Origin of the sequence: Aestuariibacter salexigens DSM 15300 (assembly GCF_000429145.1) — a bacterium.
In the GTDB taxonomy this organism is placed as follows: Bacteria; Pseudomonadota; Gammaproteobacteria; order Enterobacterales; family Alteromonadaceae; genus Aestuariibacter; species Aestuariibacter salexigens.
In genome coordinates, this window is the sequence record NZ_AUBH01000001.1 from 713,196 (window position 1) to 735,746 (window position 22,551).

General features: G+C 49.0%; 18 protein-coding genes, 2 tRNA genes and 1 other RNA gene. 6 read left to right on the forward strand and 15 right to left on the reverse strand.

Going from position 1 to position 22,551, the window contains the following annotated elements:
- Positions 1 to 5: 5 nt before the first annotated feature.
- Together rpmF and yceD are read right to left on the reverse strand one after the other, a co-directional pair.
- Positions 6 to 176 (reverse strand): 50S ribosomal protein L32, encoded by a 171-nt coding sequence (gene rpmF / locus G441_RS0103255; protein ID WP_026375027.1) that lies wholly within the window; start codon positions 174 to 176, stop codon positions 6 to 8.
- A gap of 3 nt (positions 177 to 179) precedes the next feature.
- A complete protein-coding gene (gene yceD / locus G441_RS0103260; protein ID WP_026375028.1) occupies positions 180 to 713 on the reverse strand; it encodes a 23S rRNA accumulation protein YceD in 534 nt (177 codons plus the stop codon).
- A 94-nt stretch (positions 714 to 807) separates the two neighbouring features.
- Here yceD and G441_RS0103265 point away from each other — a divergent pair, with 94 nt between their 5' ends.
- Entirely contained in the window at positions 808 to 1,416 is a 609-nt protein-coding gene (locus G441_RS0103265) for a Maf family protein (RefSeq protein WP_026375029.1), read from the forward strand.
- Here G441_RS0103265 and G441_RS0103270 read toward each other — a convergent pair.
- Together G441_RS0103270 and rluC are read right to left on the reverse strand one after the other, a co-directional pair.
- Positions 1,403 to 2,050, reverse strand: a complete 648-nt coding sequence (locus G441_RS0103270; protein WP_026375030.1) for an HAD-IA family hydrolase — start codon at positions 2,048 to 2,050, stop codon at positions 1,403 to 1,405. The two genes, G441_RS0103265 and G441_RS0103270, sit on opposite strands and share 14 nt — an antisense overlap.
- Complete coding sequence (rluC, locus tag G441_RS0103275; RefSeq protein ID WP_026375031.1) at positions 2,047 to 2,994, reverse strand: 23S rRNA pseudouridine(955/2504/2580) synthase RluC; 948 nt, start codon at positions 2,992 to 2,994, stop codon at positions 2,047 to 2,049. Before rluC ends, G441_RS0103270 begins: the two co-directional genes overlap by 4 nt.
- A 648-nt stretch (positions 2,995 to 3,642) precedes the next feature.
- Between rluC and rne the strand changes: the two genes are divergently transcribed.
- On the forward strand, positions 3,643 to 6,552 hold the full coding sequence (gene rne / locus G441_RS0103285) for a ribonuclease E (protein WP_205622151.1): 2,910 nt from the start codon (positions 3,643 to 3,645) through the stop codon (positions 6,550 to 6,552).
- A 124-nt stretch (positions 6,553 to 6,676) separates the two neighbouring features.
- On the opposite strand, the gene G441_RS0103290 is transcribed toward rne, so the two are convergent.
- A complete protein-coding gene (locus tag G441_RS0103290) occupies positions 6,677 to 7,222 on the reverse strand; it encodes a DUF2058 domain-containing protein (RefSeq protein WP_026375034.1) in 546 nt (181 codons plus the stop codon).
- Between the two features lie 8 nt (positions 7,223 to 7,230).
- A complete protein-coding gene (topA, locus tag G441_RS0103295) occupies positions 7,231 to 9,870 on the reverse strand; it encodes a type I DNA topoisomerase (RefSeq protein WP_026375035.1) in 2,640 nt (879 codons plus the stop codon).
- Between the two features lie 364 nt (positions 9,871 to 10,234).
- On the opposite strand from topA, the gene astB reads away from it, so the two are divergent.
- Positions 10,235 to 11,575 (forward strand): N-succinylarginine dihydrolase, encoded by a 1,341-nt coding sequence (astB, locus tag G441_RS0103305; RefSeq protein ID WP_026375036.1) that lies wholly within the window; start codon positions 10,235 to 10,237, stop codon positions 11,573 to 11,575.
- Between the two features lie 63 nt (positions 11,576 to 11,638).
- Here the strand turns inward: astB and G441_RS0103310 are convergent, their stop codons facing one another.
- A complete protein-coding gene (locus G441_RS0103310) occupies positions 11,639 to 13,834 on the reverse strand; it encodes an Ig-like domain-containing protein (RefSeq protein WP_026375037.1) in 2,196 nt (731 codons plus the stop codon).
- Positions 13,835 to 13,951: 117 nt separating this feature from the next.
- On the opposite strand from G441_RS0103310, the gene G441_RS0103315 reads away from it, so the two are divergent.
- Entirely contained in the window at positions 13,952 to 15,301 is a 1,350-nt protein-coding gene (locus G441_RS0103315) for a dicarboxylate/amino acid:cation symporter (RefSeq protein WP_026375038.1), read from the forward strand.
- A 39-nt stretch (positions 15,302 to 15,340) separates the two neighbouring features.
- Here the strand turns inward: G441_RS0103315 and G441_RS0103320 are convergent, their stop codons facing one another.
- On the reverse strand, positions 15,341 to 16,579 hold the full coding sequence (locus G441_RS0103320) for a lipoprotein-releasing ABC transporter permease subunit (RefSeq protein WP_026375039.1): 1,239 nt from the start codon (positions 16,577 to 16,579) through the stop codon (positions 15,341 to 15,343).
- A complete protein-coding gene (lolD, locus tag G441_RS0103325; protein ID WP_026375040.1) occupies positions 16,576 to 17,268 on the reverse strand; it encodes a lipoprotein-releasing ABC transporter ATP-binding protein LolD in 693 nt (230 codons plus the stop codon). Before lolD ends, G441_RS0103320 begins: the two co-directional genes overlap by 4 nt.
- Positions 17,269 to 17,528: 260 nt before the next feature.
- Between lolD and G441_RS0103330 the strand changes: the two genes are divergently transcribed.
- Positions 17,529 to 18,122 carry an adenylate/guanylate cyclase domain-containing protein gene (locus G441_RS0103330; RefSeq protein ID WP_026375041.1) on the forward strand — a complete coding sequence of 198 codons (594 nt, stop codon included), beginning with the start codon at positions 17,529 to 17,531 and terminating at the stop codon, positions 18,120 to 18,122.
- Between the two features lie 18 nt (positions 18,123 to 18,140).
- Here the strand turns inward: G441_RS0103330 and G441_RS19490 are convergent.
- The 5 genes from G441_RS19490 to dnaQ all read right to left on the reverse strand — a co-directional run bounded on the left by G441_RS19490 (position 18,141) and on the right by dnaQ (position 20,978).
- Positions 18,141 to 18,274: non-coding RNA, RtT sRNA (locus G441_RS19490), on the reverse strand.
- 43 nt (positions 18,275 to 18,317) lie between these two features.
- Positions 18,318 to 18,394, reverse strand: a tRNA-Asp gene (locus G441_RS0103335).
- A 179-nt stretch (positions 18,395 to 18,573) separates the two neighbouring features.
- A tRNA-Asp gene (locus G441_RS0103340) sits at positions 18,574 to 18,650 on the reverse strand.
- A 147-nt stretch (positions 18,651 to 18,797) separates the two neighbouring features.
- Positions 18,798 to 20,261 (reverse strand): TIGR03503 family protein, encoded by a 1,464-nt coding sequence (locus tag G441_RS17785; RefSeq protein WP_051275299.1) that lies wholly within the window; start codon positions 20,259 to 20,261, stop codon positions 18,798 to 18,800.
- A 3-nt stretch (positions 20,262 to 20,264) separates the two neighbouring features.
- Positions 20,265 to 20,978 carry a DNA polymerase III subunit epsilon gene (dnaQ, locus tag G441_RS0103350; protein ID WP_026375042.1) on the reverse strand — a complete coding sequence of 238 codons (714 nt, stop codon included), beginning with the start codon at positions 20,976 to 20,978 and terminating at the stop codon, positions 20,265 to 20,267.
- Positions 20,979 to 21,065: 87 nt separating this feature from the next.
- Here dnaQ and rnhA point away from each other — a divergent pair, with 87 nt between their 5' ends.
- On the forward strand, positions 21,066 to 21,533 hold the full coding sequence (gene rnhA, locus G441_RS0103355; protein WP_026375043.1) for a ribonuclease HI: 468 nt from the start codon (positions 21,066 to 21,068) through the stop codon (positions 21,531 to 21,533).
- A gap of 13 nt (positions 21,534 to 21,546) precedes the next feature.
- Here rnhA and G441_RS0103360 read toward each other — a convergent pair whose 3' ends face one another.
- Positions 21,547 to 22,521 (reverse strand): NAD(P)H-quinone oxidoreductase, encoded by a 975-nt coding sequence (locus tag G441_RS0103360; RefSeq protein ID WP_026375044.1) that lies wholly within the window; start codon positions 22,519 to 22,521, stop codon positions 21,547 to 21,549.
- Between the last annotated feature and the right edge of the window lie 30 nt (positions 22,522 to 22,551).

Consider the following 22,551-nt stretch of genomic DNA (forward strand, 5'->3'; position numbering starts at 1 on the left):
ACTGATTAATCAGCAATAACTTTTTTACCCTTGTAATAGCCATCGGCTGTTACATGGTGGCGACGATGCGTTTCACCTGACGTTGAGTCAACCGACAAAGTCGATCCAGTCAACGCATCGTGAGAACGACGCATGCCACGCTTAGAGCGGGTTTTACGATTCTGTTGTACTGCCATAACTTACTCCTGGTCTCGCTTAAGTTCTTTCAACACCGCGAACGGGTTTGGACGCTCCTGTTCCGGGGTCAATTGTCCGAATTGCATTTCTTCAGCACTAACCTTGCAATCCTCCTCTGCATGAAGGGCTACAATGGGCAGCGCCAGAATCAGCTCATCTTCAAATAGTTGAAGCAGATTGATTTCTCCATATTCATCTACTTCTACCGGATCATAAGCATCTGGCAACAGGTCCTGTTCGATCTGCTCACTACCCTGCACTGGTGTGAAGCAAAATTCAACCTCTAGAGGCTGCTCAAACAGTTCGTTACACCTTTGACAGACAAGTGACACTGACGTAGCCAGACTTCCGTCGAAGTAAGTAAGACCCTGCGCGTCTTTTGCGAACTTAACTTCGATTTCCACGTTATCAGCGACGCCGGCAACGGCGTCCAGCAAGCGAGCCATATCAGACGACATCATCACACCCCTGTATTCGGAGCGTTTCAATGCACTTTTGACTGGATCGATACTTTTTGGCAGTTTCACTTTCTGCATAGCGCGCGCATAATATAGATAAGACGTGGTCTAGTCAAAGAAAATGTGCGCCTATGCCGCATTTAATCTGCTCTTTTCAAAAGGATAGTTCACTATGCTGACGCTTGCGTCAACCTCGCCCTACAAACGCCAGTTGCTCTCTAAACTCGGTATCAATTTTGAAGCCGTTGCTCCACAGGTCAATGAATTAGCCAAACCGGATGAAAATGCAATGGAATTGGCAGCCAGACTGGCATACGAAAAAGCTGATGCAATTGCAAAGTCGTTGAATCAGGGGATCGTGGTCGGTGCAGATCAGACAGCGGCATTGCAAAAAGACGATGGTGCCGTCACCATTTTAGGCAAGCCAGAGACCGAACAGAATGCGATGACACAATTGCGCGCATGCGCTGGCCACACCGTCAGATTTTATACTGCGCTGTGTGTGATTGACTGCGACGCAGACCGCTGCCTGCGTCATACCGAAATAACTGATGTGACGTTTAAGTCCCTCAGTGACGAACAAATCGCCTATTACATCAGGACTGAACGACCGCTTGATTGCGCGGGCAGCTTTAAAGCCGAAGGATTGGGCATTGCACTTTTTTCGTCTATACAAGGACGTGACCCAAACGCGCTTATCGGCCTGCCACTCATGGCACTGACAGATATGCTATTGGAGTGTGGTGTAGATGTGTTACACCCTCACATCACGGATAGATGACGTCCAGCAATTCGCGGATGTGATGAATAACAGATACCGGTGAACAAGCCAGCAGTCTGTCTTCATCGTGCACACCATAGCTGACTGCTACACGGTCCATTCCCAACGCTTGCGCCATTAACATATCGTATTCTGTATCCCCTACCATCAGCGCCGCTTGCGGTGGAATATCGAGTTCGCTGAGAATTTGTTCAAGCATATCCGGGCTCGGTTTGGACTGCGCTTCATCTGCACAGCGTGATGCAACAAAATAGTGTCCGGTACCGGATTGCTGCCAGGCGCGATTCAGACCACGGCGGGCTTTACCCGTGGCAACCGCCATATTCATCCTGTCCACATGTAACCTGTCGAGCACCTCTGCCGCACCGTCAAACAGTGGACAGGGCGTTTGATCCAGTTGCAAATACACATGCTTGTATTCCTCGGCCAGACGCTGCGCAAAGGATGCATCATCCGTGTCGAATAATCGCATGATGGCTGGCTGCAGACTAATACCAATAATATCTTTCACCTGCTCATCGGTTTTACGGGCTACACCAAGACGGTCTGAGGCTAAATGCATGGTGTTCACAATCTTGGCCGATGAATCCATCAGCGTGCCGTCCCAGTCGAAAATGATCAGTTCATACTTCATAGCGATAATGCGTTGATGGTGTGGGTCCAGTTATCATCAGGCTCCGCACTGATGCACATTTGTCTGTCATCAGCAGGATGTAGGAAATGTAATTCATGGGCGTGCAGGAACAGCCTGTTAATGTCCGCACCTAACGCACTATCTTTTTGGCTATCCCCATATTTATTGTCACCGGCAATCGGATGTCCAGCAAATTGGCTGTGCACGCGGATCTGATGGGTCCGGCCTGTCACAGGTGACGCCTGTACCAATGTGGCATTCGCAAACGTCTGCTTCACAGTAAACTTGGTGATAGAAGGTTTGCCCTCGTCATGCACAATCACAATCCGCTCACCAGATTTAAGTGTGTTTTTTAGTAGCGGTGCCTTAACCGTGTGGCGGTGGGCTGGCCATTGCCCATGTACCAACGCCAGGTAGCGCTTATCCATGCGTTTTTCACGCAGTTGTTCATGTAAATGACGCAGTGCAGAGCGCTTTTTAGCGACCAGCAGACAGCCTGATGTATCGCGGTCCAGGCGATGAACCAATTCGAGAAATTTCTGCTCAGGGCGAATCGCACGTAACCCTTCAATCAACCCGTAACTTAGTCCGCTGCCACCATGCACTGCCATCCCTGTCGGTTTATTGACCACCATCAGGCGTTCATCCTCGAACAAAATGCAGTTTTCTAAATTGGCTATTTTATCGAGCTTTGCAGATGGCACCGCACTGGGTTGGGATGACACTCGAATTGGCGGCACCCGAATGCTGTCGCCAGCCTGAATTTTATAGTCTGGCTTTATACGTTTTTTGTTTACCCGCACTTCGCCCTTACGCAAGATCCTGTAGATTGCGCTTTTCGGTACACCTTTGAGAAAGGTGCGTAAGAAATTATCAATGCGTTGACCAGCCTGATCGGCGTCAATGTCGATAATGCGTACTTGTTGAAAGTTGTCATTTTGCATAGCGCGCGCATTCTAACCGAAAAATATCTGCCAGACAGGAGTATTTTCGGTCTGGATATTGCAGCGCTATGATTATTAATGCGATAATCGAAGCGTTTACGTGAGTGACGGGCTAAAAGGGCCGCGCAACTTACAGAACAACAGCGAAATTACCGGCATAAGATAACGGTAGTTTAAAAAATTTGTCAGGCCAGGCGTCACACAACCGCCGAACGCCGCCGGCGATCGAAGTGAGTAACTTTTCGATGCGGTCGGTAGATGACAAAAAGAATAACGGTTTATCGCCGTCTAAAAGATACAGGAATTCAATAGGTCTCATGATCAACAAGGCGAATGCCGGTTATCATGACTAAACGTTTTAGATTTCCCGTAATGGCACGCCGAACTCGTACGAACAACGAATAACGATACGGCAGGCATTTACGTGAAATAATAATGTAAGCGACAATAAAGTAAGTACGTCAATTGTGGCAGTGCAATAAAAGAAGCGCGTGACACATAGCGATTTAATACCCTACCGCTATGAAGGTAACGTACTCTGCCGAACATGATGTTATACAGTCGGGAGACTGGATATACGCGAACCTAAAACAAACAGGCCGTTGCTGCCCTGTATCTGATGAATGGCGAGTAATTGAGTCAGATACAATGAAAAGAATGTTAATTAACGCAACTCAGCAAGAAGAGTTGCGTGTTGCTCTGGTAGATGGGCAACGCCTTTATGACTTGGATATTGAAAGTCCGGGGCACGAACAAAAGAAAGCCAATATTTACAAAGGAACCATTACCCGGGTTGAACCCAGTCTCGAAGCAGCTTTCGTAGACTACGGCGCAGACCGCCACGGATTCCTTCCTCTCAAAGAAATTGCACGCACCTATTTCCCCTCAAACTACAAATTCGACGGCCGTCCCAACATCAAAGATGTCATTAAAGAAGGCCAGCAGGTTATTGTTCAGGTAGATAAAGAAGAGCGTGGTCAAAAAGGCGCCGCGTTAACCACGTTTATCTCTCTGGCAGGAAGTTACCTTGTTCTGATGCCTAACAACCCGCGTGCAGGTGGTATCTCCCGTCGTATTGAAGGTGATGAACGCACTGAGTTAAAGGATGCATTGAACAAGCTTGACGTGCCCAACGGCATGGGATTGATCGTGCGTACGGCTGGCGTAGGTAAATCGTACGAAGAGCTCGCGTGGGACCTGAGTGTGTTATTAACACACTGGAAAGCCGTATCGGATGTGGCAGAATCCCGCGCTGCACCTTTCCTTATCCATCAGGAAAGTAATGTTATTGTGCGTGCCATTCGCGACTACCTGCGTCGCGACATTGGCGAGATCCTGATTGACGATCCGAATGTGTTTGAACAAGCAATTCAACACGTAAAACTGGTTCGCCCTGACTTTGCCAACCGCGTCAAGCTGTACAAAGGTGACGTGCCACTGTTCAGTCATTACCAGATTGAGTCACAAATCGAATCAGCGTTCCAACGTGAGGTTCGCCTACCATCTGGTGGCTCTATTGTTATCGATCCGACTGAAGCTCTGACGTCTATCGACATTAACTCAGCCAAAGCGACCAAAGGCGGAGATATTGAAGAAACCGCGCTCAATACGAACCTGGAAGCCGCTGACGAAATTGCAAGGCAACTTCGTTTGCGGGATTTAGGCGGGTTGGTTGTTATCGATTTCATCGATATGACGCCTATCCGTCACCAGCGCGAAGTAGAAAATCGCATGAAAGATGCAGTGCGCAGCGACCGTGCCCGAGTGCAGCTAGGCCGCATTTCGCGATTCGGTCTGCTGGAGATGTCTCGTCAGCGCCTGCGTCCATCATTAGGTGAGTCTGCACACAATGTCTGCCCGCGCTGTAGTGGCCATGGCACCGTACGAGGCACAGAGTCATTAGCCCTGTCGGTACTGCGTATCATTGAAGAAGAAAGTATTAAAGAGAACACCGGGCAAATTGAAGCACAATTACCGGTGCCGGTAGCAACGTACTTATTGAACGAAAAGCGCCATGCGATACAAGCAATTGAAAAGCGTAATAACGTACAGCTGCTGGTAATCCCTAACCCGAATATGGAAACGCCACATTATCAGGTAGAACGCAGAAGAACCGATGGTGTCGTCTCTGAGGCAAGCTACAATGTAGAGCTGGTTGAAGTTGAAGAGCAGGATAATGGTCGCATTTCACCTAGCGAGCAGAAGAAAGAGCAACCTGCGCTACAAGGGTTAATTGCACCTGATGCTCCGGCCCCTGCCCCGGCACCGGTTTCACAGCCAGCAAGCGAAGGGTTATGGAGCAAACTGAGTAAGTGGTTCAAAGGCTTGTTTGAGGAAGAGAAAAAGCCGGCCAAAAAAGGCAAAAAGTCGAACCGTAATCAGAAAGGTAACCGACGCAACGCGCAGGACCGCAATCGTAATCGTCGTCGTCCAGCCCGAGATGACAACCGTAAACAGCATGATAAAACAGCGTCACAAGGCAGCAAAGATAAAGCTATTGAGCAGTCACGTGATAAGGACACACGTCAGGCCAAAGGCGATAACGAGCAGCGCAAGCCACGTAATCAGAACAAGCGTCGAAATAAACAAAACGCTGATGTTGATGTAGCAAAAACTGCGACTCAGCAGGCCGATGCACATACTGAGGCTCAGGCTGAGGTTGAGCAACAGCCAAAACAGGTAAAAGAACGCCGTAAGCGTCGTGATTTGAAGCGCAGTGTACGTGTCAGTGATGCCCCTGTTGAAGAGACCGTGGTGACAGCAGCGCCTGTGACTGAGCAGCCCGCTGATGTTCCAGCAGCCGCAGAACAACATGTGCCAGCCTCCGAAGCGCCTGCTTCCATAGCAGAAGCGAACCAGGATGACAACGCACAGCAAGCTGACATGACTGCTGCTGAAGAAAACAGTACTGCAGGTGTTGAGTCAGAAGTGCGGGACGAAACGACAGACGATGCAAACGAGAAAGAGTCTCGCAGCCGCTCTCGTCGCTCACCTCGTCATATCAGAGCTGCCGGTCAGAAACGACGCAAGGATAAACAGGCAGACACTGACAGCGTGCAGCAGGATGAATTGCAGTTGGACATGCCTGAGCAAGCAGAATCAGCCGATGTTAAAGCTCCTGAGGAATCTCCAGTACAGGTGCAGGAGGAGCAGAAAACTGAAGAACCGCAGCAGGTTGAGATCCAACTTGACGATGCTGACGAAAGCAGTGAGACGGCAGCAACAGCGGAACCTATCGAGACTGCACCTGAGCCTGTTGAAACTGTAGAAGAAGTGAAACAGGACAGCGTTGAACCCGCACCTGAGCAAGTGGTGACAAAAGAGGGCAAACAACCTGTTGCTGAGCCTGTGAAGGTTAAAATACCGTTGGCATCCCGTGTTTCTCATCCTATGGCGAAACCGACGTCACTTACTGAAGAGTTTCAGGATATTGTGATAGCCTCTGTGACCGATGATGGTCGTCCTGAGCTTCTGCGCTCCGGCCGTTCTGCTGCAATGACAAGCCGTCGTTCGCACGCTAACGCGCCTGCAGCCAAACCTGAGAGCGTTAATAGCTAACACTCTCATTAGCAACACTAAAAAAGCCGCGTTCAATCGCGGCTTTTCATTTTCAATACGTCGTTCCTGCGCCCTATTTCGTCGTTCCTGCGCCCTATTTCGTCGTTCCTGCGAAGGCAGGAACCTACCAAGTCAAATCATCCGGTATCTTATAATCCGCATACCAATCGTCTTCGTCATCAGATTCCGGACGTTGATCATCAGCACGATACACGACGACAGACTCATCCCGCTCAGCAATTTTATCAGCAACCGGTGTCGGGACCAGTTCATAGCCATCAGCAAATTTCACAATGGTTAGCTTGCCTTTACTGATATCCGCATTGACGGCTTGTGAAACATGCATGCGCTTAACCAGCGAACCGTCGGTGAAATTACACACCACTTCGTCTGAGCCTCGTGGTTGTTTATTCACTTCAATAAGCTGTTTAATCTGCGCGGCGATGGCCTTTTTCTCAGCTTCCAACTGACGTTGCTGATTTAATTCACGATCGCGGGCTTTTTTCTGCTCTATGGCTTGCTCAGCAGCTACTTTATTCTGATCAACAACATCGATATTGTTTTTCTGTTTAGCCTTTCGTTGCTTGTGTTTGGCCTGCTTTATTTGCTTGGCCTTTTTCTTATCGGCCAGGCCTGCTTTTAACAATTGTTCCTGAAGGGACAGTGCCATAATCGAGCCTATTTCTTTTTCTTACGTTTATCGTCAACTTGCCAGCTGCCGTCCTTGTACCAGGCAGACCATCCGGTTGCCTTCCCGTTTTTATCCTCGCTGATCACGTACTGCTGTTTGGTTTTACGGCTGTATCGGACCAAAGACGGATTACCATCCGGATCTTTCGCTGGCGCTTCTGCCAGATAATGAAATTTAGGTGAAATACGGTCTTTAAATCTGGCTAACTCTTCAACCAGGGGCGCTCTGGTCTCTCGTGATTTAGGGAAGTTATGTGCAGCCAGGAAAATACCCGATGCACCATCGCGCAGCACAAAGTGCGCATCACTTTTCTCACAAGGTAGCTCCGGCAGGTCGACCGGATCTTCCTTAGGAGGTGCTACTTCACCGTTTCGTAATAACTTCCGGGTGTTTTTACAGGCCTCGTTCGTACAGCCAAAGTATTTACCGAAACGGCCGTTCTTAAGCTCCATATTTTCGCCGCACTTATCACATTCGATAATCGGGCCATCATAGCCTTTGATCTTGAATGTGCCCTGCTCGACAAAGGTGCCTGGACAGGTAGGGGTATTACCGCATACGTGCAATTTGCGTTTTTCATCAACCAGATAACTATCCATAGCAGTACCGCAAACGTCGCAACGACGCTTAGCCCGAAGCGCTTCGGTTTCTAATTCTTCCTCATCATCGACCTTTATGACCTCATCACCTGAGGTCAGGTTCATGGTATTCGTACAGCGTTCTTTAGGAGGCAGGTTGTAGCCTGAACAGCCCAGAAATACGCCCGTACTGGCAGTTCTCACGTTCATTTTTCTGCCGCATTTTGTACACTCAATATTGGTTTCGACCGCCTTATTGAGCTTCATCCCACCTTCTTCTGGATCCTTCTCGGCGATCAGCAGTTTCTGATAAAAATCTTCGTAGAAATTATCCAGTACTTGCTTCCACTGCTTTTTACCTTCGGCAATATCGTCAAGCTGCTGTTCCATATTGGCGGTGAAGTCATAGCTGATCAGATCGTCAAAATTGTCCATCAGCCTGTCATTAACGATTTCACCCATTTTTTCTGCATAAAAACGCTTGTTCTCAAGCCGAACGTAGCCGCGGTCCTGGATGGTCGAAATAATGCTTGCGTAGGTCGACGGGCGGCCAATTCCGCGCTTTTCCAGCTCTTTTACCAACGATGCCTCATTAAAGCGTGCAGGTGGTTTTGTGAAGTGCTGCTTCGGATCTAATGCGTTAAGTGTCAATCCTTCGCCTTCTTTTACATCCGGCAACAGTAATTCTTCATCGCCTTTACGCTTAGCCTGTGGCTGTACTTTGGTCCAACCATCAAAGCGCAGTACCCTGCCTTTTGCCGTTAGTTCAAAGTCACCCGCTTTCACCGTAATAGTGGTCGCATCGTATTTGGCAGGCGTCATCTGACAGGCGACGAATTGGCGCCAAATGAGCTCGTAAAGACGCTGAGCATCACGCTCCATGTCTGATAATGAGGCAGACGTCACATTAACATTAGAGGGACGTATCGCTTCGTGCGCTTCCTGTGCGCCCTCTTTGCTACCGTAACGATTTGCTGAATCTGGTAAATATTTTGCGCCGAAATTGTCATCAATGTAGTGACGACAGCTGTCTAACGCTTCCTGTGACAGATTAGTGCTGTCCGTACGCATGTAAGTAATGTGGCCGGCTTCGTACAGACGCTGGGCTAGCGTCATGGTTTTCTTTACGCCAAAGCCAAGCCGCGTGCTTGCTGCCTGCTGCAACGTTGAGGTGATAAAGGGAGCTGAAGGCCGACTTTGCGTTGGCTTGGATTCACGGCTGAGCACTTCATATTGTGCTTTATTCAGCAACTCAAGCGCAGCATCGGTCATCGCCTTATTTTTTGGCTTGAACGCTTTGCCATCCTGCTTCACTACCTGCATACGCAGGCCTTGACCTGAGTCGCGCTGCAAGTCAGCGTGAACATCCCAGAACTCTTCTGGCACGAATGCTTTTATCTCACGTTCACGCTCGACGACCAGACGCACCGCTACCGACTGCACACGACCGGCAGACAGGCCTCTGGCGACCTTTTTCCACAACAAAGGCGACACCATAAAGCCCACCACCCTGTCGAGGAATCTGCGGGCCTGTTGCGCATTCACTCTGGCCACATTGACTTCACCTGGATGTGAAAAGGCATCCTGAATGGCATTTTTAGTAATTTCGTTGAATACCACTCGCTGGTAGGTTTTATCGTCCTTACCGAGCAGTTCCTGCAGGTGCCAGGCGATCGCTTCTCCCTCTCTATCCAAATCCGTCGCCAGATAGATGGTGTCCGCATTCTTCGCCAGTTTTTGCAGTTCGCTGACCACTTTTTCTTTGCCAGCCAGCACTTCGTAGTGGGCCTGCCAATTTTTTTCCGGGTCGACGCCCATGCGGTCTACTAGCTTGTCATATTCGTGCTTGCGCAGGTATTCCTGCTTTTTCTGTTCTGAAAATGACTTCAGTTCTTTGGCCGATTTTTTGGGTGCAACTTTACCCAACGCCTTAGTTGGCAAATCTCTTACATGTCCAACGCTGGATTTAACAATAAAATTTTTGCCGAGATATTTATTTATCGTTTTTGCCTTTGCCGGCGACTCGACTATGACCAGTGACTTTGTCATATGACTATTCTAACCCTATGTTTTATATGGGGAATTTGGATTTTATAGGAGAGTTAATAAGGCCAGTCGTCCCCTGTTACTTTTTTAACATATATCTACAAAGTGAATAGAAAACAAGTTCTTCTTAATAGTTATCAATTCCTGGCCTTTCACTCTGTTCACTTTTTAATCTGCTTGATTGGCAGGCCATATAAAAACCGTATAATGGCTCCCCACTCAGTTACCAGATAGGACTGCGCGTCACGCTTATACAGCAAATACATGACGAATTCATCTTTATTACCCATAACAACTAAAGGTGGTACTGCGTCAATTCGCGCTCAGATCAGGTTTCACAATCTGCCCATAATAATGAGAGGACACAATGAAGCATTTTGAAGTTAATTTTGACGGTCTGGTGGGCCCTACCCATAATTATGCCGGACTGTCTTACGGTAATGTCGCTTCTCTGAATAATGCTAGTGCGGCCAGTAGCCCTAAACAGGCCGCTAAACAGGGTTTGCAGAAAATGAAGGCATTAACCGACATGGGTATGATTCAGGGCGTACTGGCGCCTCAGGAGCGTCCTGACCTTGATACCCTGCGCCGTCTCGGTTTCACCGGCTCCGATCAGCGTGTCCTTGAGGAAGCAGCCAAAAAAGCCCCTGAAGTGTTACTGGCCTGTTGCTCAGCATCAAGCATGTGGACGGCTAACGCTGCTACGGTTTCACCCAGTGCTGATACCGCAGACGGTCGTGTACATTTCACCCCTGCCAACCTGACAAACAAATTTCACCGTTCGCTCGAGCCTCAGGTAACTGGTCGCATTCTGAAAGCGACCTTTAACAATGATAAATATTTCGCCCACCATACTCACCTGCCAGACAATGAGCATTTCGGTGATGAAGGCGCCGCTAACCACACCAGGTTGTGCCGTGATTATGGCCATGCCGGCGTAGAAGTTTTTGTATTCGGGCGCTACGCATTTAACACCAGCAAGCCTGCACCGAAGCGCTTCCCTGCCCGACATACTTACGAAGCCTGTCAGGCAGTTGCTCGTCTGCACGGCCTTTCTGACGACACCGTGGTATACATTCAGCAGAACCCAGATGTCATTGACCAGGGCGTATTCCACAACGATGTGATTTCAGTCGGTAACCAGAACGTGTTGTTCTATCACGAACAGGCTTTTGCGGATACGCAAGCGAAACTGGACGAAATTCAGCGCAAATTCGGCCATTCAGACCTGCATTTTATAAAAGTGGCAACAGACCAGGTTTCAGTACAGGAAGCTGTAAAAACTTACCTGTTTAATACTCAGATCATCACCCTTCCCGACGGTAATATGGCCATCATTGCCCCTACCGAATGTCAAGAAAGTGAATCAGTGTCCCGTTACCTTGATGAGCTGGTCACTCTGGGTACACCAATAAAGAATGTGCACTATTTTGATGTAAAGCAGAGCATGCGTAATGGTGGCGGCCCGGCGTGCCTGAGATTAAGGGTGGCGATGACCGATCAGGAAGTCGATGCCGTCAATCCCAATACGTTAATTAATGATGCGCAGTTTGAACGATTGAACCAATGGGTTGATAAGCATTATCGCGATCAGCTTAACGTTGACGATTTGCGGGATCCCCAGCTGGTCATGGAGTCACGTACCGCATTGGATGAATTAACCCAAATTCTGAAACTCGGCTCTGTGTATCCTTTCCAGCAGGATTAAACTTGCAGATGAAAGAATTAAAAAACCGGCTATAAAGCCGGTTTTTTATTATCCATTCTCTGATTAATTTGTGTCAGTACAGACGTCCCCGCGGCCATATGGATTGGCCGGCGGTGGAGAATCCTCTTCAGTCACATCATCTGATGCAACCGTTAAAGTAAATTTCAGGCTGTCTGTTGATTCGCTAGAGGTTGACTGACCGAATACTCTGATTTCGCGTTCTGTCCATGGCGCCAGGTTTTTCGGATAACGATATTCCAGCGTCGCCTGTCCATTTTCATCGGTTTCATTGACACTCCCAGCGAACGTAATGGTACCGATCAACCCCGGGGTCAGCTGGCCATCACCATTGGTATCTTCACCTGGGTCAAGCGCACCGTTTCCATTGATATCTTCGTTAGGACATACTGCCGTTGTGACCGCTACCCAGACTTCAGCACCCGGATCCCATAACCAGAAGCCTTTGCGATAGACACCGCCCTGCACAAACTTAATAGGCGTTTGCGATACCGTCAGCTCTACATCCGCAACCGGACGACCCACCGAGTCACTGACAAACACAGCAAACTCTTTGAGGTATGATGACGCGTCAGGGATCTGTACCTGACGTCCGGTACCCAATGAAATATCAAAAGCGCGATCACCAACCGTCAAGGTTACCGTGCCCGATACGGATGGCGTGTCAGCGACAGTCGCGGTCACCACAATAGAATCTTCAGACGATGCACTGCCCGCCGTAAAGACCACCGACGCCACACCGTTACTGTTAGTGACAGCAGTAGGAGCGTTGAGACTACCGCCCTGATTATCAGACACGTTGAAGTTTACGGCTTTGCCCTTCACCAGATTACCAGTAGGGTCACGTACCAATGCTGATATGGTGCTATCCTGACCTGGCCCTAACAAATCAGTCGATGCGTCCACGCGTATTTCACTCGCATTAGTGGCCACAAATTCTAGTTCAGCACGAGCAGTCACGGTATTTCCCTGTCCATCATCACCTACGGCAGACAAGATTGCGGTGCCCGCATCGAGCGATGTAATGGTGACTGTGGCATTACCGTCTGCGTCTGTGCTGACGACATCATTATCAAACCCTCCTCTGGTGGTGGTGAAGGTCACGTTTCCGCCTTCAAAATTCGCACCGTCTTTCTGCCAGTTTACCGATACCACAAAACCATCGCCGTCACCGTTCCCCACTCCCACCTCGACATCTGACGATGCCGGCGTGATAAAGGCAAAATTATCTTCCTGTACAGTGATCACATCTTGTCCGGTCACATTCAGCGCACTGGCGGTGATGGTGTCAGTACCTGATACAGAAGATGAATACTGGGCAGTGATGACGCCACTGTTATTGGTCGTCGGATTGAGCACTGTAAGATTGCCAAACTGAGATGAAACCTGCACGGGTACATTGGCAATCCCTGTCCCGTCTGAGTCTACAACAATGACCTCGAATTCCACGTCAGCACCAATGGGGATTGAACCGGGACCGTTGATATTAATTTCCGTGCCGACTACGTTAATTTCAATAGTTTCCTGAAAATTCACCGTTGATGCCGTCGCGACAATGGTGCGTACTTCTGGGTTGTTTGGCGTACTAACCAGTGCTCTGGCCGTGCCATCCTCTGCGGTCACGCCCTGAGTCACCTGTACAGATGCACCATTATCGGCGGAGAATTCCACATTAATGCCTTCCAGCAATATATTCTGTTCGTTTTTGACTACCGCAATCAGCTCAATCTGGTCACCGCCACTGGAGGGCAACTGCGTGGCACTGGCATAAAAGTCAAGCGACGCAGGAATGATCTCGGTCGGACTGGTACCCGAAGAATTGAAGCCAATCTGGCCAGTTTCGCCACCAGGCAATGTTGCAACTACCGAACCTGAACCAGAGTTCTGTCCAACCAACAAGCCGATCGTCGCTTCACCGTTGGCATCGGTTAGTCCGGTGCCCGTGTCGTTATCGAAGGTCGCAAGATTTGGCTGCGTGAAGGTGAATACTACTTCAACGTCTTCAACTGCATCGCCATCCTGATTGGTAACGGTGGCCGTTACGAACAGCGGCGAAGCATTAGACAATTGATTGCTCGCATTTCCCTGCGCATCTGTGATTGCCATACTCACACTGAATGAGGGCGTAGGCGGCGTTGTCGGACCCGTTGGATCGTCTCGCTCCAACGACCCACCCCCACCGCATGCGGCAAGCACGATGAGAGAAATGACAACGGTTAGCACTCTATAAAAACCAATCATAGTTATATTCCTTTAAACCGGATGTTTTATATATCGACGGCAACATCTTGTTTAATAGTTCAGGTTCACTGGCAAACTTGATAGGCTAGCCGCATAACAATAACTAACGGAAGTCCCATGGTGAAAACACCGCACAAGTACAGTTTAACTGCCAGAATTTTTATCGGCATGATCGCCGGTATCGTTATAGGAGCTTTGTTACAAGCTCTTACTGATGATAGCGGAGATTTGGTTTTTAGGGTATTTGGAACCGATGTTTCCACGTATGCCATTCTAGTAGAAGGTATATTTCATACTATTGGTCAGATTTTTATCTCCAGTTTGAAGATGCTGGTGGTGCCTTTAGTGTTTGTTTCGCTGGTGTGTGGCACTAGTAATTTATCTGATCCAAGCAAATTGGGCAGACTCGGCGGTAAGTCGATTGCGCTTTACATTACCACGACCGCCATCGCTATCACGCTGGCGATAACGTTGGCACTCATTGTAGCACCCGGTAGTGGTCTAAATTTAAGTACTGAAGCTGAATTTACGGCCAAACTGGCGCCCTCTTTGTCACAGGTTATCATTGACATGGTGCCTTCCAATCCCGTCAATGCCATGGCAGAGGGTAATATGCTGCAGATAATCGTGTTTGCCGTGTTATTCGGTATCGCGATGGCCATGACTGGTGATGCAGGCAAGCGGGTCGCGTCGTTCTTCGAAGACGTCAATACCGTGATCATGAGACTGGTCACGATTTTAATGAATCTGGCTCCCTACGGCGTGTTTGTGTTGATGGCCAAGCTATTCTCCACAATCGGTTTAGGCACCATTGCCAGTCTGGCCAAATATTTTGTTCTGGTTATTGTGGTGCTGCTGATTCATGCCTTTGTTACCTATCCGGTATTGCTCAAACTACTTGCCGGTCTGAATCCCATTACGTTAATGAAAAAAATGCGAGATGCGGCACTGTTTGCATTTAGCACCTCCAGTTCTAGCGCTACTCTGCCAGTTACCATGGAAACCGCGACCAATAAACTGGGCGTCAAACGTTCAGTGTCGTCGTTTACTATCCCCCTGGGCGCTACCATTAATATGGACGGTACAGCGATAATGCAGGGTGTAGCGACTGTCTTTATTGCCCAGGTCTATGCGGTTGATTTATCTCTTGCCGACTACCTGATGGTGATCCTGACTGCGACGTTAGCTTCTATTGGCACAGCAGGCGTGCCTGGTGTCGGGCTGATCATGCTGGCGATGGTGTTGAATCAGGTCAATCTGCCAGTTGAAGGGATTGCATTAATCATAGGCGTAGACAGACTACTGGATATGACCCGTACTGCCGTCAACATCACAGGCGATTGTACCGTGGCCTGTATCGTTGGTAAGAGCGAGGGTGAACTGGATGAAGATGTCTATAACGACCCAAATGCTGCGGTTGCCCGAGAAGACGTAGACTTCAAACACTTTAAAGAAAATACTGACTAATCAATGAATTCGGCTCCCCATCCGGGGAGCCTTCTGTTATCAGCCCAGAACCGACGCCGGGTTAAGTTTCGATGCACGAATAGCTGGATAGAGTGTCGACAACATACTTAGCAGCAACGCAATAACAGCAGTGAACAGCACATCTGTGATACGAAGCTGTGAGGGCAAAAAATCAATAAAGTAGATGTCGCCGGACAATAGATGTACTCCGAGAATAGTTTCAGCGAAAAGTACAATGTCCGTCAGATACAGCGCTGTCAGCGTACCTAGCGCCACGCCAATTAGGGTACCAACAACGCCATTCAGTGCCCCTTGAATAATAAATACATCGCGAATAAGCGGCGGCTGCGCGCCCATGGTTTTGAGTATGGCGATTTGCGCTTCTTTGTCTTTTACCGACATCACCAAAGATGACACAATATTAAAGCACGCCACCGCGATCACCAGTGTCAACGCAATATAGACGACCGTTCTGACCAGTTGAATATCCTGATACAGGTGCCCCTGGGTGCGCTTCCAATCGGAAATATACACATATTGGTCAAAGCCATAACCTAATTCACGTGTCAGCTCCCTGGCGATAAAGGGGTCATGATATTGAAAACGTAGCCCCGCCGCACCGTGAGAAATACCAAGCAGTTCAGCCGCGTCGGAAATATGCATCAGCGCACTATGATTATCCAGTTCACCACCAATACGCATCTCACCTACCACGTTTACCCATACCGTTTGCGGAGCGGTAAACTTTAGATCTTCGCGCACCTGTGGCAATAATAACTGCACACTATCACCCATCTCTACGCCCAGCTTATCCATCACGCCAGAGCCCAGGATCACGCTATTCGGTGTCTGCTGGAAGCGTAAGACTGACTCATTGGACAGTGTCGAGCCAAGCGCATTTCCCGCGTCTTTCAGTCGTTTTGCATCAATAGCGGTGACATTGACAGGCTTCATGCTGGTTGCCTGCTGGAGCATGGCAGTGGTTTCAATGTAAGGTTGCACGTAGCGGATGCGCGTGTCCTGTTGAAACGCCTCAACATAAGATGACCAGTCTTCAATTCCCGCAGGCGAGACCGAAAACAATTCACCATGGGGTATAACCGCCAACAACCTGTCTTTTAGCTCCCTTTCAAAGCCGTTCATAACAGATAGCAACAGGATCAGCACAAAGCAACCCAAACCAATACCAAAGGTTGAGGAGCCTGAGACAAAGCCAACAAAGCGGCTGCTGCCGCGCTGCTGGCGAAGACGCAGCGCCAGTTGCCAGCGCAAATTCATGGCAGAGAAGCCTCATCTTTACTCAGTCTGAGTTCGCCATGTTGAAGTAGCAGGCAACGATCCAAACGGCGGGCCAGTTTCATATCATGGGTGACAATAATAAACGCCGCATTGGTGCGTTGTTTCAGATCGGTTATCAGTTCGAAAACGGCTTCCGCGGTGTCTTCATCCAGATTACCAGTGGGCTCATCCGCTAGCACCAACTGTGGCTCTGCAACCAGGGCACGGGCAATAGCAACACGCTGACGCTCACCACCAGATAGTGCTGCAGGACGATGGGACAGGCGATGACTCAACCCGACCAGCTCAAGCATGTCAGTTGCCTTCTGATTCGCTTTATCAACAGCCATATTACCAATCAACAGCGGCATAGCGACGTTTTCAAGCGCGCTGAATTCGGGTAATAGATGGTGAAACTGATAGACAAAACCCAACGACTGATTGCGAAACCGGGCTTTTTCCTTTTCTGACAAAGAAAAGATGTCCTTACCCTGAAAAGACGCATTGCCCGATGTTGGTGAATCCAGCGCACCGAGCAGATGAAGGAGTGTACTCTTACCCGACCCCGAACTTCCTACAATGGCGAGTTGCTCGCCCTCGTTGATGGAAAACGACACGTTTTTGAGCACATCAATCTGATTGGCTTCGTCTTGATAAGATTTACTCAGTCCTGAGCATGTAAGCAGCACAGCATTTTCCGCTTAAATTTCAAAGCCAGAATAGTAACCTATCTCATTCGGCTGACAAACCTATCTGACAAGATCTCTGTCGCTGATTAGTCAGATATCTCTTTATGTCCCCTCGATACACCACATATATCGAATAAATGGTCTAGCTCGTCGACGAGCGGAGCTAAACAAAAATACCATTTATGTTTTGCCTAGACGATTGATGGGATTGTCTCTAGACTGCTAGTGAATATTTTTTCACCACAGCGGACGTTTACAGCATGAATTTTATTGAGCACCCCAGTCTATACCGAGCACTAGGACAGTTAATTGAGTCTGACAAATATCGCTCAGAGACAGTAGAACGAGATCTGTGGAATATCTATGGCATGGAAGCAACTGTAGTTGTGATTGATATGACCCAGTTCACCAAAGTCACCCAGGCCCATGGCATTGTTTATTACCTGTCGCTGATAAAGAGAATGCAGGATTGCGTATCTATCTGTATTCCCCGCTTTAATGGCACCTTAATTAAGTTCTCGGCCGACAACGCGTTTCTTATTTTTGACACCGTTGAAGAAGCCCTGACATGCCTGATTGATATCAATAAGCAGGTAGAAAAAGAAAACAACAAGACACCAGACAAGCACAACATCGAGCTGTGTAGCGGTCTGGACCATGGCAAGATCCTCAATATCGACAATTGTGATCTATTTGGCGACGCGGTAAACATCGCTTCAAAGCTTGGTGAAGACTGTGCCGATTCTGGCGAGGTGCTGATCAGTAAGCGCGCCATGGGTTATGTCGAACCCGGGAAATATGAGTACGTAGATTACCCGAATGAATTTTGTGAAGCTTACCGGGTGATTTTGTAGAAAAACTTAGATATGAAATGGCGGAGTGGACGGGATTACTCGGACCTCCCTGCCCTCGCCCTTCGGGCCTTGCTCTCGCAAGTTCCAAAACGCTCCCGGCGTTTTGGTCGAACCGCTTCGCGGGCTCTCGCCCCGTCATGTTTTTTTGCAGGCACAAAAAAACCACCCAAAGGTGGCCAATATTTCTTCTTAAAATGGCGGAGTGGACGGGACTCGAACCCGCGACCCCCGGCGTGACAGGCCGGTATTCTAACCAACTGAACTACCACTCCGCAGTGGTGTAAAACTTCGTTTCATCCTGAAGATTCATTCCAGGTCGTACTTCCTGTACTCCCTCTTCGCTACTTAACGCCTTGACGTTAAGTCAATGCGTTTTCGCTTCGCGAACCAGTAGCTCAGCCAACTGAACTACCACTCCGCAGTGGTATGATTGTTACTCCATAAAACGAGTTGGCGGAGTGGACGGGACTCGAACCCGCGACCCCCGGCGTGACAGGCCGGTATTCTAACCAACTGAACTACCACTCCGCATTTTCGTTTTATTTCAGTGAGTTAGTAGAGTTTAAGTAACTCCCCAGCCCTCACTGCGGCGCAGATGATACGTATTCACCGTATATGAGTCAACTTATTTTGATGGATTTTTTTAAGCTAATTGTTCGACTGCGTAGTTTATGATCAATTGCTGCTATCAGCGCCGCCAGTTGGCAATGATAGCTTGTCAGCATCGTCTTTGCTCTTGCCTTTTTTACGACCAAATAACCCAGTTAATTTTTCCATTAATCCACCGCGCGGGGATGTAGTCGCCGCGCTTTCACTCTTGTAAGTAGCATTAGGCGCGGCTTTTTTACGTGCCATCCACCAGATAACGAGTCCACCAATAATAATAATGCTTGCATTCACAATACCTAGCCACATCAATAATTCACCGGTTGACATGCCCTCCGGCTCCTCGGGCGGCACGGGCATCGTTACAGGCATGTTTTCACGTTGCGGCGTGTCCTGCTTCATATCAGTTTCAGTGGCGACCGGAGGTTCAATCTCAATTTCCGGCTGCTCTACTAAAAACGAGTATTGCGGCACGTCGAGAATAAAGTCTCTGCCGTTGACGGTTTTACCGTACGCTGTGAGCTTCACTCGGTACACGCCATACTCATAGTTGATGATCAGGTGCTCGCGGGGCTGATCTGAGGACTCTGTCAGAGAAAAGTTCTGCACATCACCATTAGGGAACGTAACCTTACCGTCTATAAGCAGGCTGTTGATATCTACCAGATCTCTTTGTACATCGATAATGATTTTATGATAGCCATCCCCGCCACCATCGATGAGATAATCAAAGATCACCGGGTTCGGATACAGCATTAAGGGATCGTCGACCTGCTCGCGGGAAAACATCGGCGTACTGACCTTAAATTTAGGACGCCACTCGCCATCAGCAATCGACAGATTGAATTGTCCGGTGAATACACCGTCCAGCGGGGCTTCATCCATCCCCATACCGTTGTCAACAAAGGTCGCAATGGTTTCGGTACTGGCACCGAAATTGTTGTAATTGGGGTTATTGGTGCTTTCCAGCTCAATACTCAGGCTCACTACATCACGGAACTGATTGTAATCAATAGGCTTACCATTGTTGGTAAGAAAGGCAGTTTGTTTGAGGATCTCTCCTGAGAAAATAATCGGTGGTAGTGGTTCAGCATGTAACCGCAGATCGCTTAGCACCATCACGCGACTATCCGGCAGTATCTGCCCCACTGCCTGCCACGGACCGGGCACCGGATTACGGATTTGGATCATGTCGTAGGTTTCAGCGTCGTACCAGGACACGCGATCGCCATCCGAGTCAATCTGAAATATTTTCGAGCCGTCGGGACGAACCAGCACCACAGGCGCGCTACCATAGCGACGAAAAAACACCATGGTGATTTCTTCGACGTTGTGATCGATTCTGAATCGATTCCTCAGCAGTTCGATACTGTTGTGATAATCGTCCCCGAGCAATTCGATCGGGTTTTCCCGGCTTTCCATCGCATCGGTATTCTGCTCTTGTTCAGATGAAGCCTGTGCGATGACTGCCTGACTGCATATTACACACAGTAGCAGCGTTAAAGTGGTAACAAAGCCGGTTGCTGTTCTCATAGTTTACTGTTGGCGCCATAGACAAGTTTGCCCGCCTTGCTTTTCGACGATGTCGAGACGAGCTTCATGTTGTTCTAATTCATCGGCGCTAGCGTAAATTATCTTTAATGGTTTTCGCTCTGCAGGCAGTCTGCGGATGGTCTCTTCATCATTTGACATATCGTTTTGGGTCTTGCCAGACAGGTTTAAGGCTGTTTGGCCACCCGTCATAAACAAATAGACATCAGCCAGAATTTCGGCGTCCAGCAAGGCGCCGTGCAGTTCACGGTGGGAGTTATCTATACCGTAGCGTTTACACAATGCATCAAGGTTATTCTTTTGCCCCGGATGCATATTTCGCGCGAGCACCAGTGAATCCAGTACCGTACAGCGCTGCTCTGTTGTGACATCACGATAAGCCGGTAGCATCGAAAGCTCATGGTCGATAAAGCCGACGTCAAACGGTGCGTTGTGGATCACCAGTTGCGCGCCGTCAATGAATTGCAAAAAGTCATCGACAATCACATCAAAGGTGGGCTTATCTGCCAAAAACTCGTTAGTGATGCCGTGCACTTCAATCGCCTCTTGCTCTACAACGCGCTGAGGATTGATATACACATGGTAATGATTGCCGGTGAGTTTGCGGTTGATCATTTCAACACAACCGATTTCGATGATGCGGTGCCCTTCTTTCGGGTCAATACCTGTGGTTTCGGTATCCAGTACGATTTGTCTCATCAGAAAATATTCAGACCTGTTACTCTTGGATTTTCATCATTATACTTGGCGCGCTTGGAAACTCACGGACTTTAACAAGGCGCAACGATGGCAAAAAAGCATGTAGAAATATTCACCGATGGCTCCTGTTTAGGCAATCCGGGGCCCGGCGGTTACGGTGCCGTCATGCTTTATAACAAACATCGTAAAGAGCTGAGCGGCGGGTTTGCCAACACCACCAACAACCGCATGGAATTGCTGGCCGCTATTATGGCGCTAAAAACACTACGTGAGACCTGCCAGGTCAACCTCACCACTGACAGTCAGTATGTCAAGAATGGCATTAACCAGTGGATCCATAACTGGCGCAAGAATGGCTGGCGTACCGCAGACAAAAAGCCGGTCAAAAACGTCGATTTATGGCAACAGCTGGATGAACAGGTAAGTCGCCATCACATCACCTGGCACTGGGTCAAGGGCCACAGCGGACACGCAGAAAACGAGCGCTGTGACCAGTTGGCGAGAGAGGCAGCCCAACAGCCTGACCTGCCCGAAGACAGCGGCTTTGCGCAATAACCAATGTGCCTCGTTACCAGGTACAAATAAGTTTACCCTTGGATTGATTGTTTTCGAGACGAAGATGAGCAACACCGACCTCTTCAGCTGGCATCACCGTGTCCGTGACTGGCTTTAGCTCTCCGCTGTCAAACAGAGGCAAAAACTCAGCGCTGAATGCGGTAAAGAGTCTGGCCTTATAGTCATCTGTTCGATTGCGCAGCGTTGAGCCCTGAATAGTAGCGCGCTTACCCAGCAGCAGCGCCATATCAAGATTGTCGGCAAAACGTCCAGACAGCATTGCCAGACACACAATCTTGCCATCCTGATTAAGTACTTTCAGATTGCGATTGAGATAGTCACCAGCGACATAATCCAGAATAAAGTCAGCACCGAATGAGGCCTCTTTCAGTGCGTCGGCAAAGTCATGGCGACGATAATCAATTAGCTCCGTAGCGCCCAGAGACGAACATAGTGCTAATTTTTCGCTACTCGAGGCCGTCACAGCAATGCGGCACTGCCTGGTGCGCGCAAGCTGGATAGCGGCGAGGCTCACGCCACTGGCACCGGCATGTAACAGCACTGACTGACCGCTCTTTACATCGCCGATAGCAAACAGACTCTGATAAGCCGTGATAAAAATTTCGGCAATGCCGGCCGCATCTGCGAATGAAACGCTGTCAGGGATGCGCATGATATGCCGACTGTCAACGCAAACATGCTCAGCATAGCCGCCACCGGCAACCAGACCAAATACCCGATCCCCTACTTTCCAGCCTGTTACCGCACTGCCTACGTTATCAACTACGCCTGCTACCTCAAGGCCGAGCACCTCACTCTCACCCGGCGGCGGTGGATATTTACCCTGACGCTGAAGTGTATCAGCGCGGTTAACACCAAAGGCCTTGACGTCAATTCCAACCTGATGTGCTTCAGGCTCTTTTGGAGTCATGTGTTGAATGGACAGCTGCTGTGGCTCACAGCCCTTTTCAAAGGCGACAAAACGCATACCGATAGCTCCCGAATAAAACCTTGCTAT

What these genes read in the sequence shown, in the direction of transcription:
- rpmF (WP_026375027.1), bottom strand. Translation starts at nt 176, where the DNA reads ATGGCAGTACAACAGAATCGTAAAACCCGCTCTAAGCGTGGCATGCGT.
- yceD (WP_026375028.1), bottom strand. Translation starts at nt 713, where the DNA reads ATGCAGAAAGTGAAACTGCCAAAAAGTATCGATCCAGTCAAAAGTGCA.
- G441_RS0103265 (WP_026375029.1), top strand. Translation starts at nt 808, where the DNA reads ATGCTGACGCTTGCGTCAACCTCGCCCTACAAACGCCAGTTGCTCTCT.
- G441_RS0103270 (WP_026375030.1), bottom strand. Translation starts at nt 2,050, where the DNA reads ATGAAGTATGAACTGATCATTTTCGACTGGGACGGCACGCTGATGGAT.
- rluC (WP_026375031.1), bottom strand. Translation starts at nt 2,994, where the DNA reads ATGCAAAATGACAACTTTCAACAAGTACGCATTATCGACATTGACGCC.
- rne (WP_205622151.1), top strand. Translation starts at nt 3,643, where the DNA reads ATGAAAAGAATGTTAATTAACGCAACTCAGCAAGAAGAGTTGCGTGTT.
- G441_RS0103290 (WP_026375034.1), bottom strand. Translation starts at nt 7,222, where the DNA reads ATGGCACTGTCCCTTCAGGAACAATTGTTAAAAGCAGGCCTGGCCGAT.
- topA (WP_026375035.1), bottom strand. Translation starts at nt 9,870, where the DNA reads ATGACAAAGTCACTGGTCATAGTCGAGTCGCCGGCAAAGGCAAAAACG.
- astB (WP_026375036.1), top strand. Translation starts at nt 10,235, where the DNA reads ATGAAGCATTTTGAAGTTAATTTTGACGGTCTGGTGGGCCCTACCCAT.
- G441_RS0103310 (WP_026375037.1), bottom strand. Translation starts at nt 13,834, where the DNA reads ATGATTGGTTTTTATAGAGTGCTAACCGTTGTCATTTCTCTCATCGTG.
- G441_RS0103315 (WP_026375038.1), top strand. Translation starts at nt 13,952, where the DNA reads ATGGTGAAAACACCGCACAAGTACAGTTTAACTGCCAGAATTTTTATC.
- G441_RS0103320 (WP_026375039.1), bottom strand. Translation starts at nt 16,579, where the DNA reads ATGAATTTGCGCTGGCAACTGGCGCTGCGTCTTCGCCAGCAGCGCGGC.
- G441_RS0103330 (WP_026375041.1), top strand. Translation starts at nt 17,529, where the DNA reads ATGAATTTTATTGAGCACCCCAGTCTATACCGAGCACTAGGACAGTTA.
- G441_RS17785 (WP_051275299.1), bottom strand. Translation starts at nt 20,261, where the DNA reads ATGAGAACAGCAACCGGCTTTGTTACCACTTTAACGCTGCTACTGTGT.
- dnaQ (WP_026375042.1), bottom strand. Translation starts at nt 20,978, where the DNA reads ATGAGACAAATCGTACTGGATACCGAAACCACAGGTATTGACCCGAAA.
- rnhA (WP_026375043.1), top strand. Translation starts at nt 21,066, where the DNA reads ATGGCAAAAAAGCATGTAGAAATATTCACCGATGGCTCCTGTTTAGGC.
- G441_RS0103360 (WP_026375044.1), bottom strand. Translation starts at nt 22,521, where the DNA reads ATGCGTTTTGTCGCCTTTGAAAAGGGCTGTGAGCCACAGCAGCTGTCC.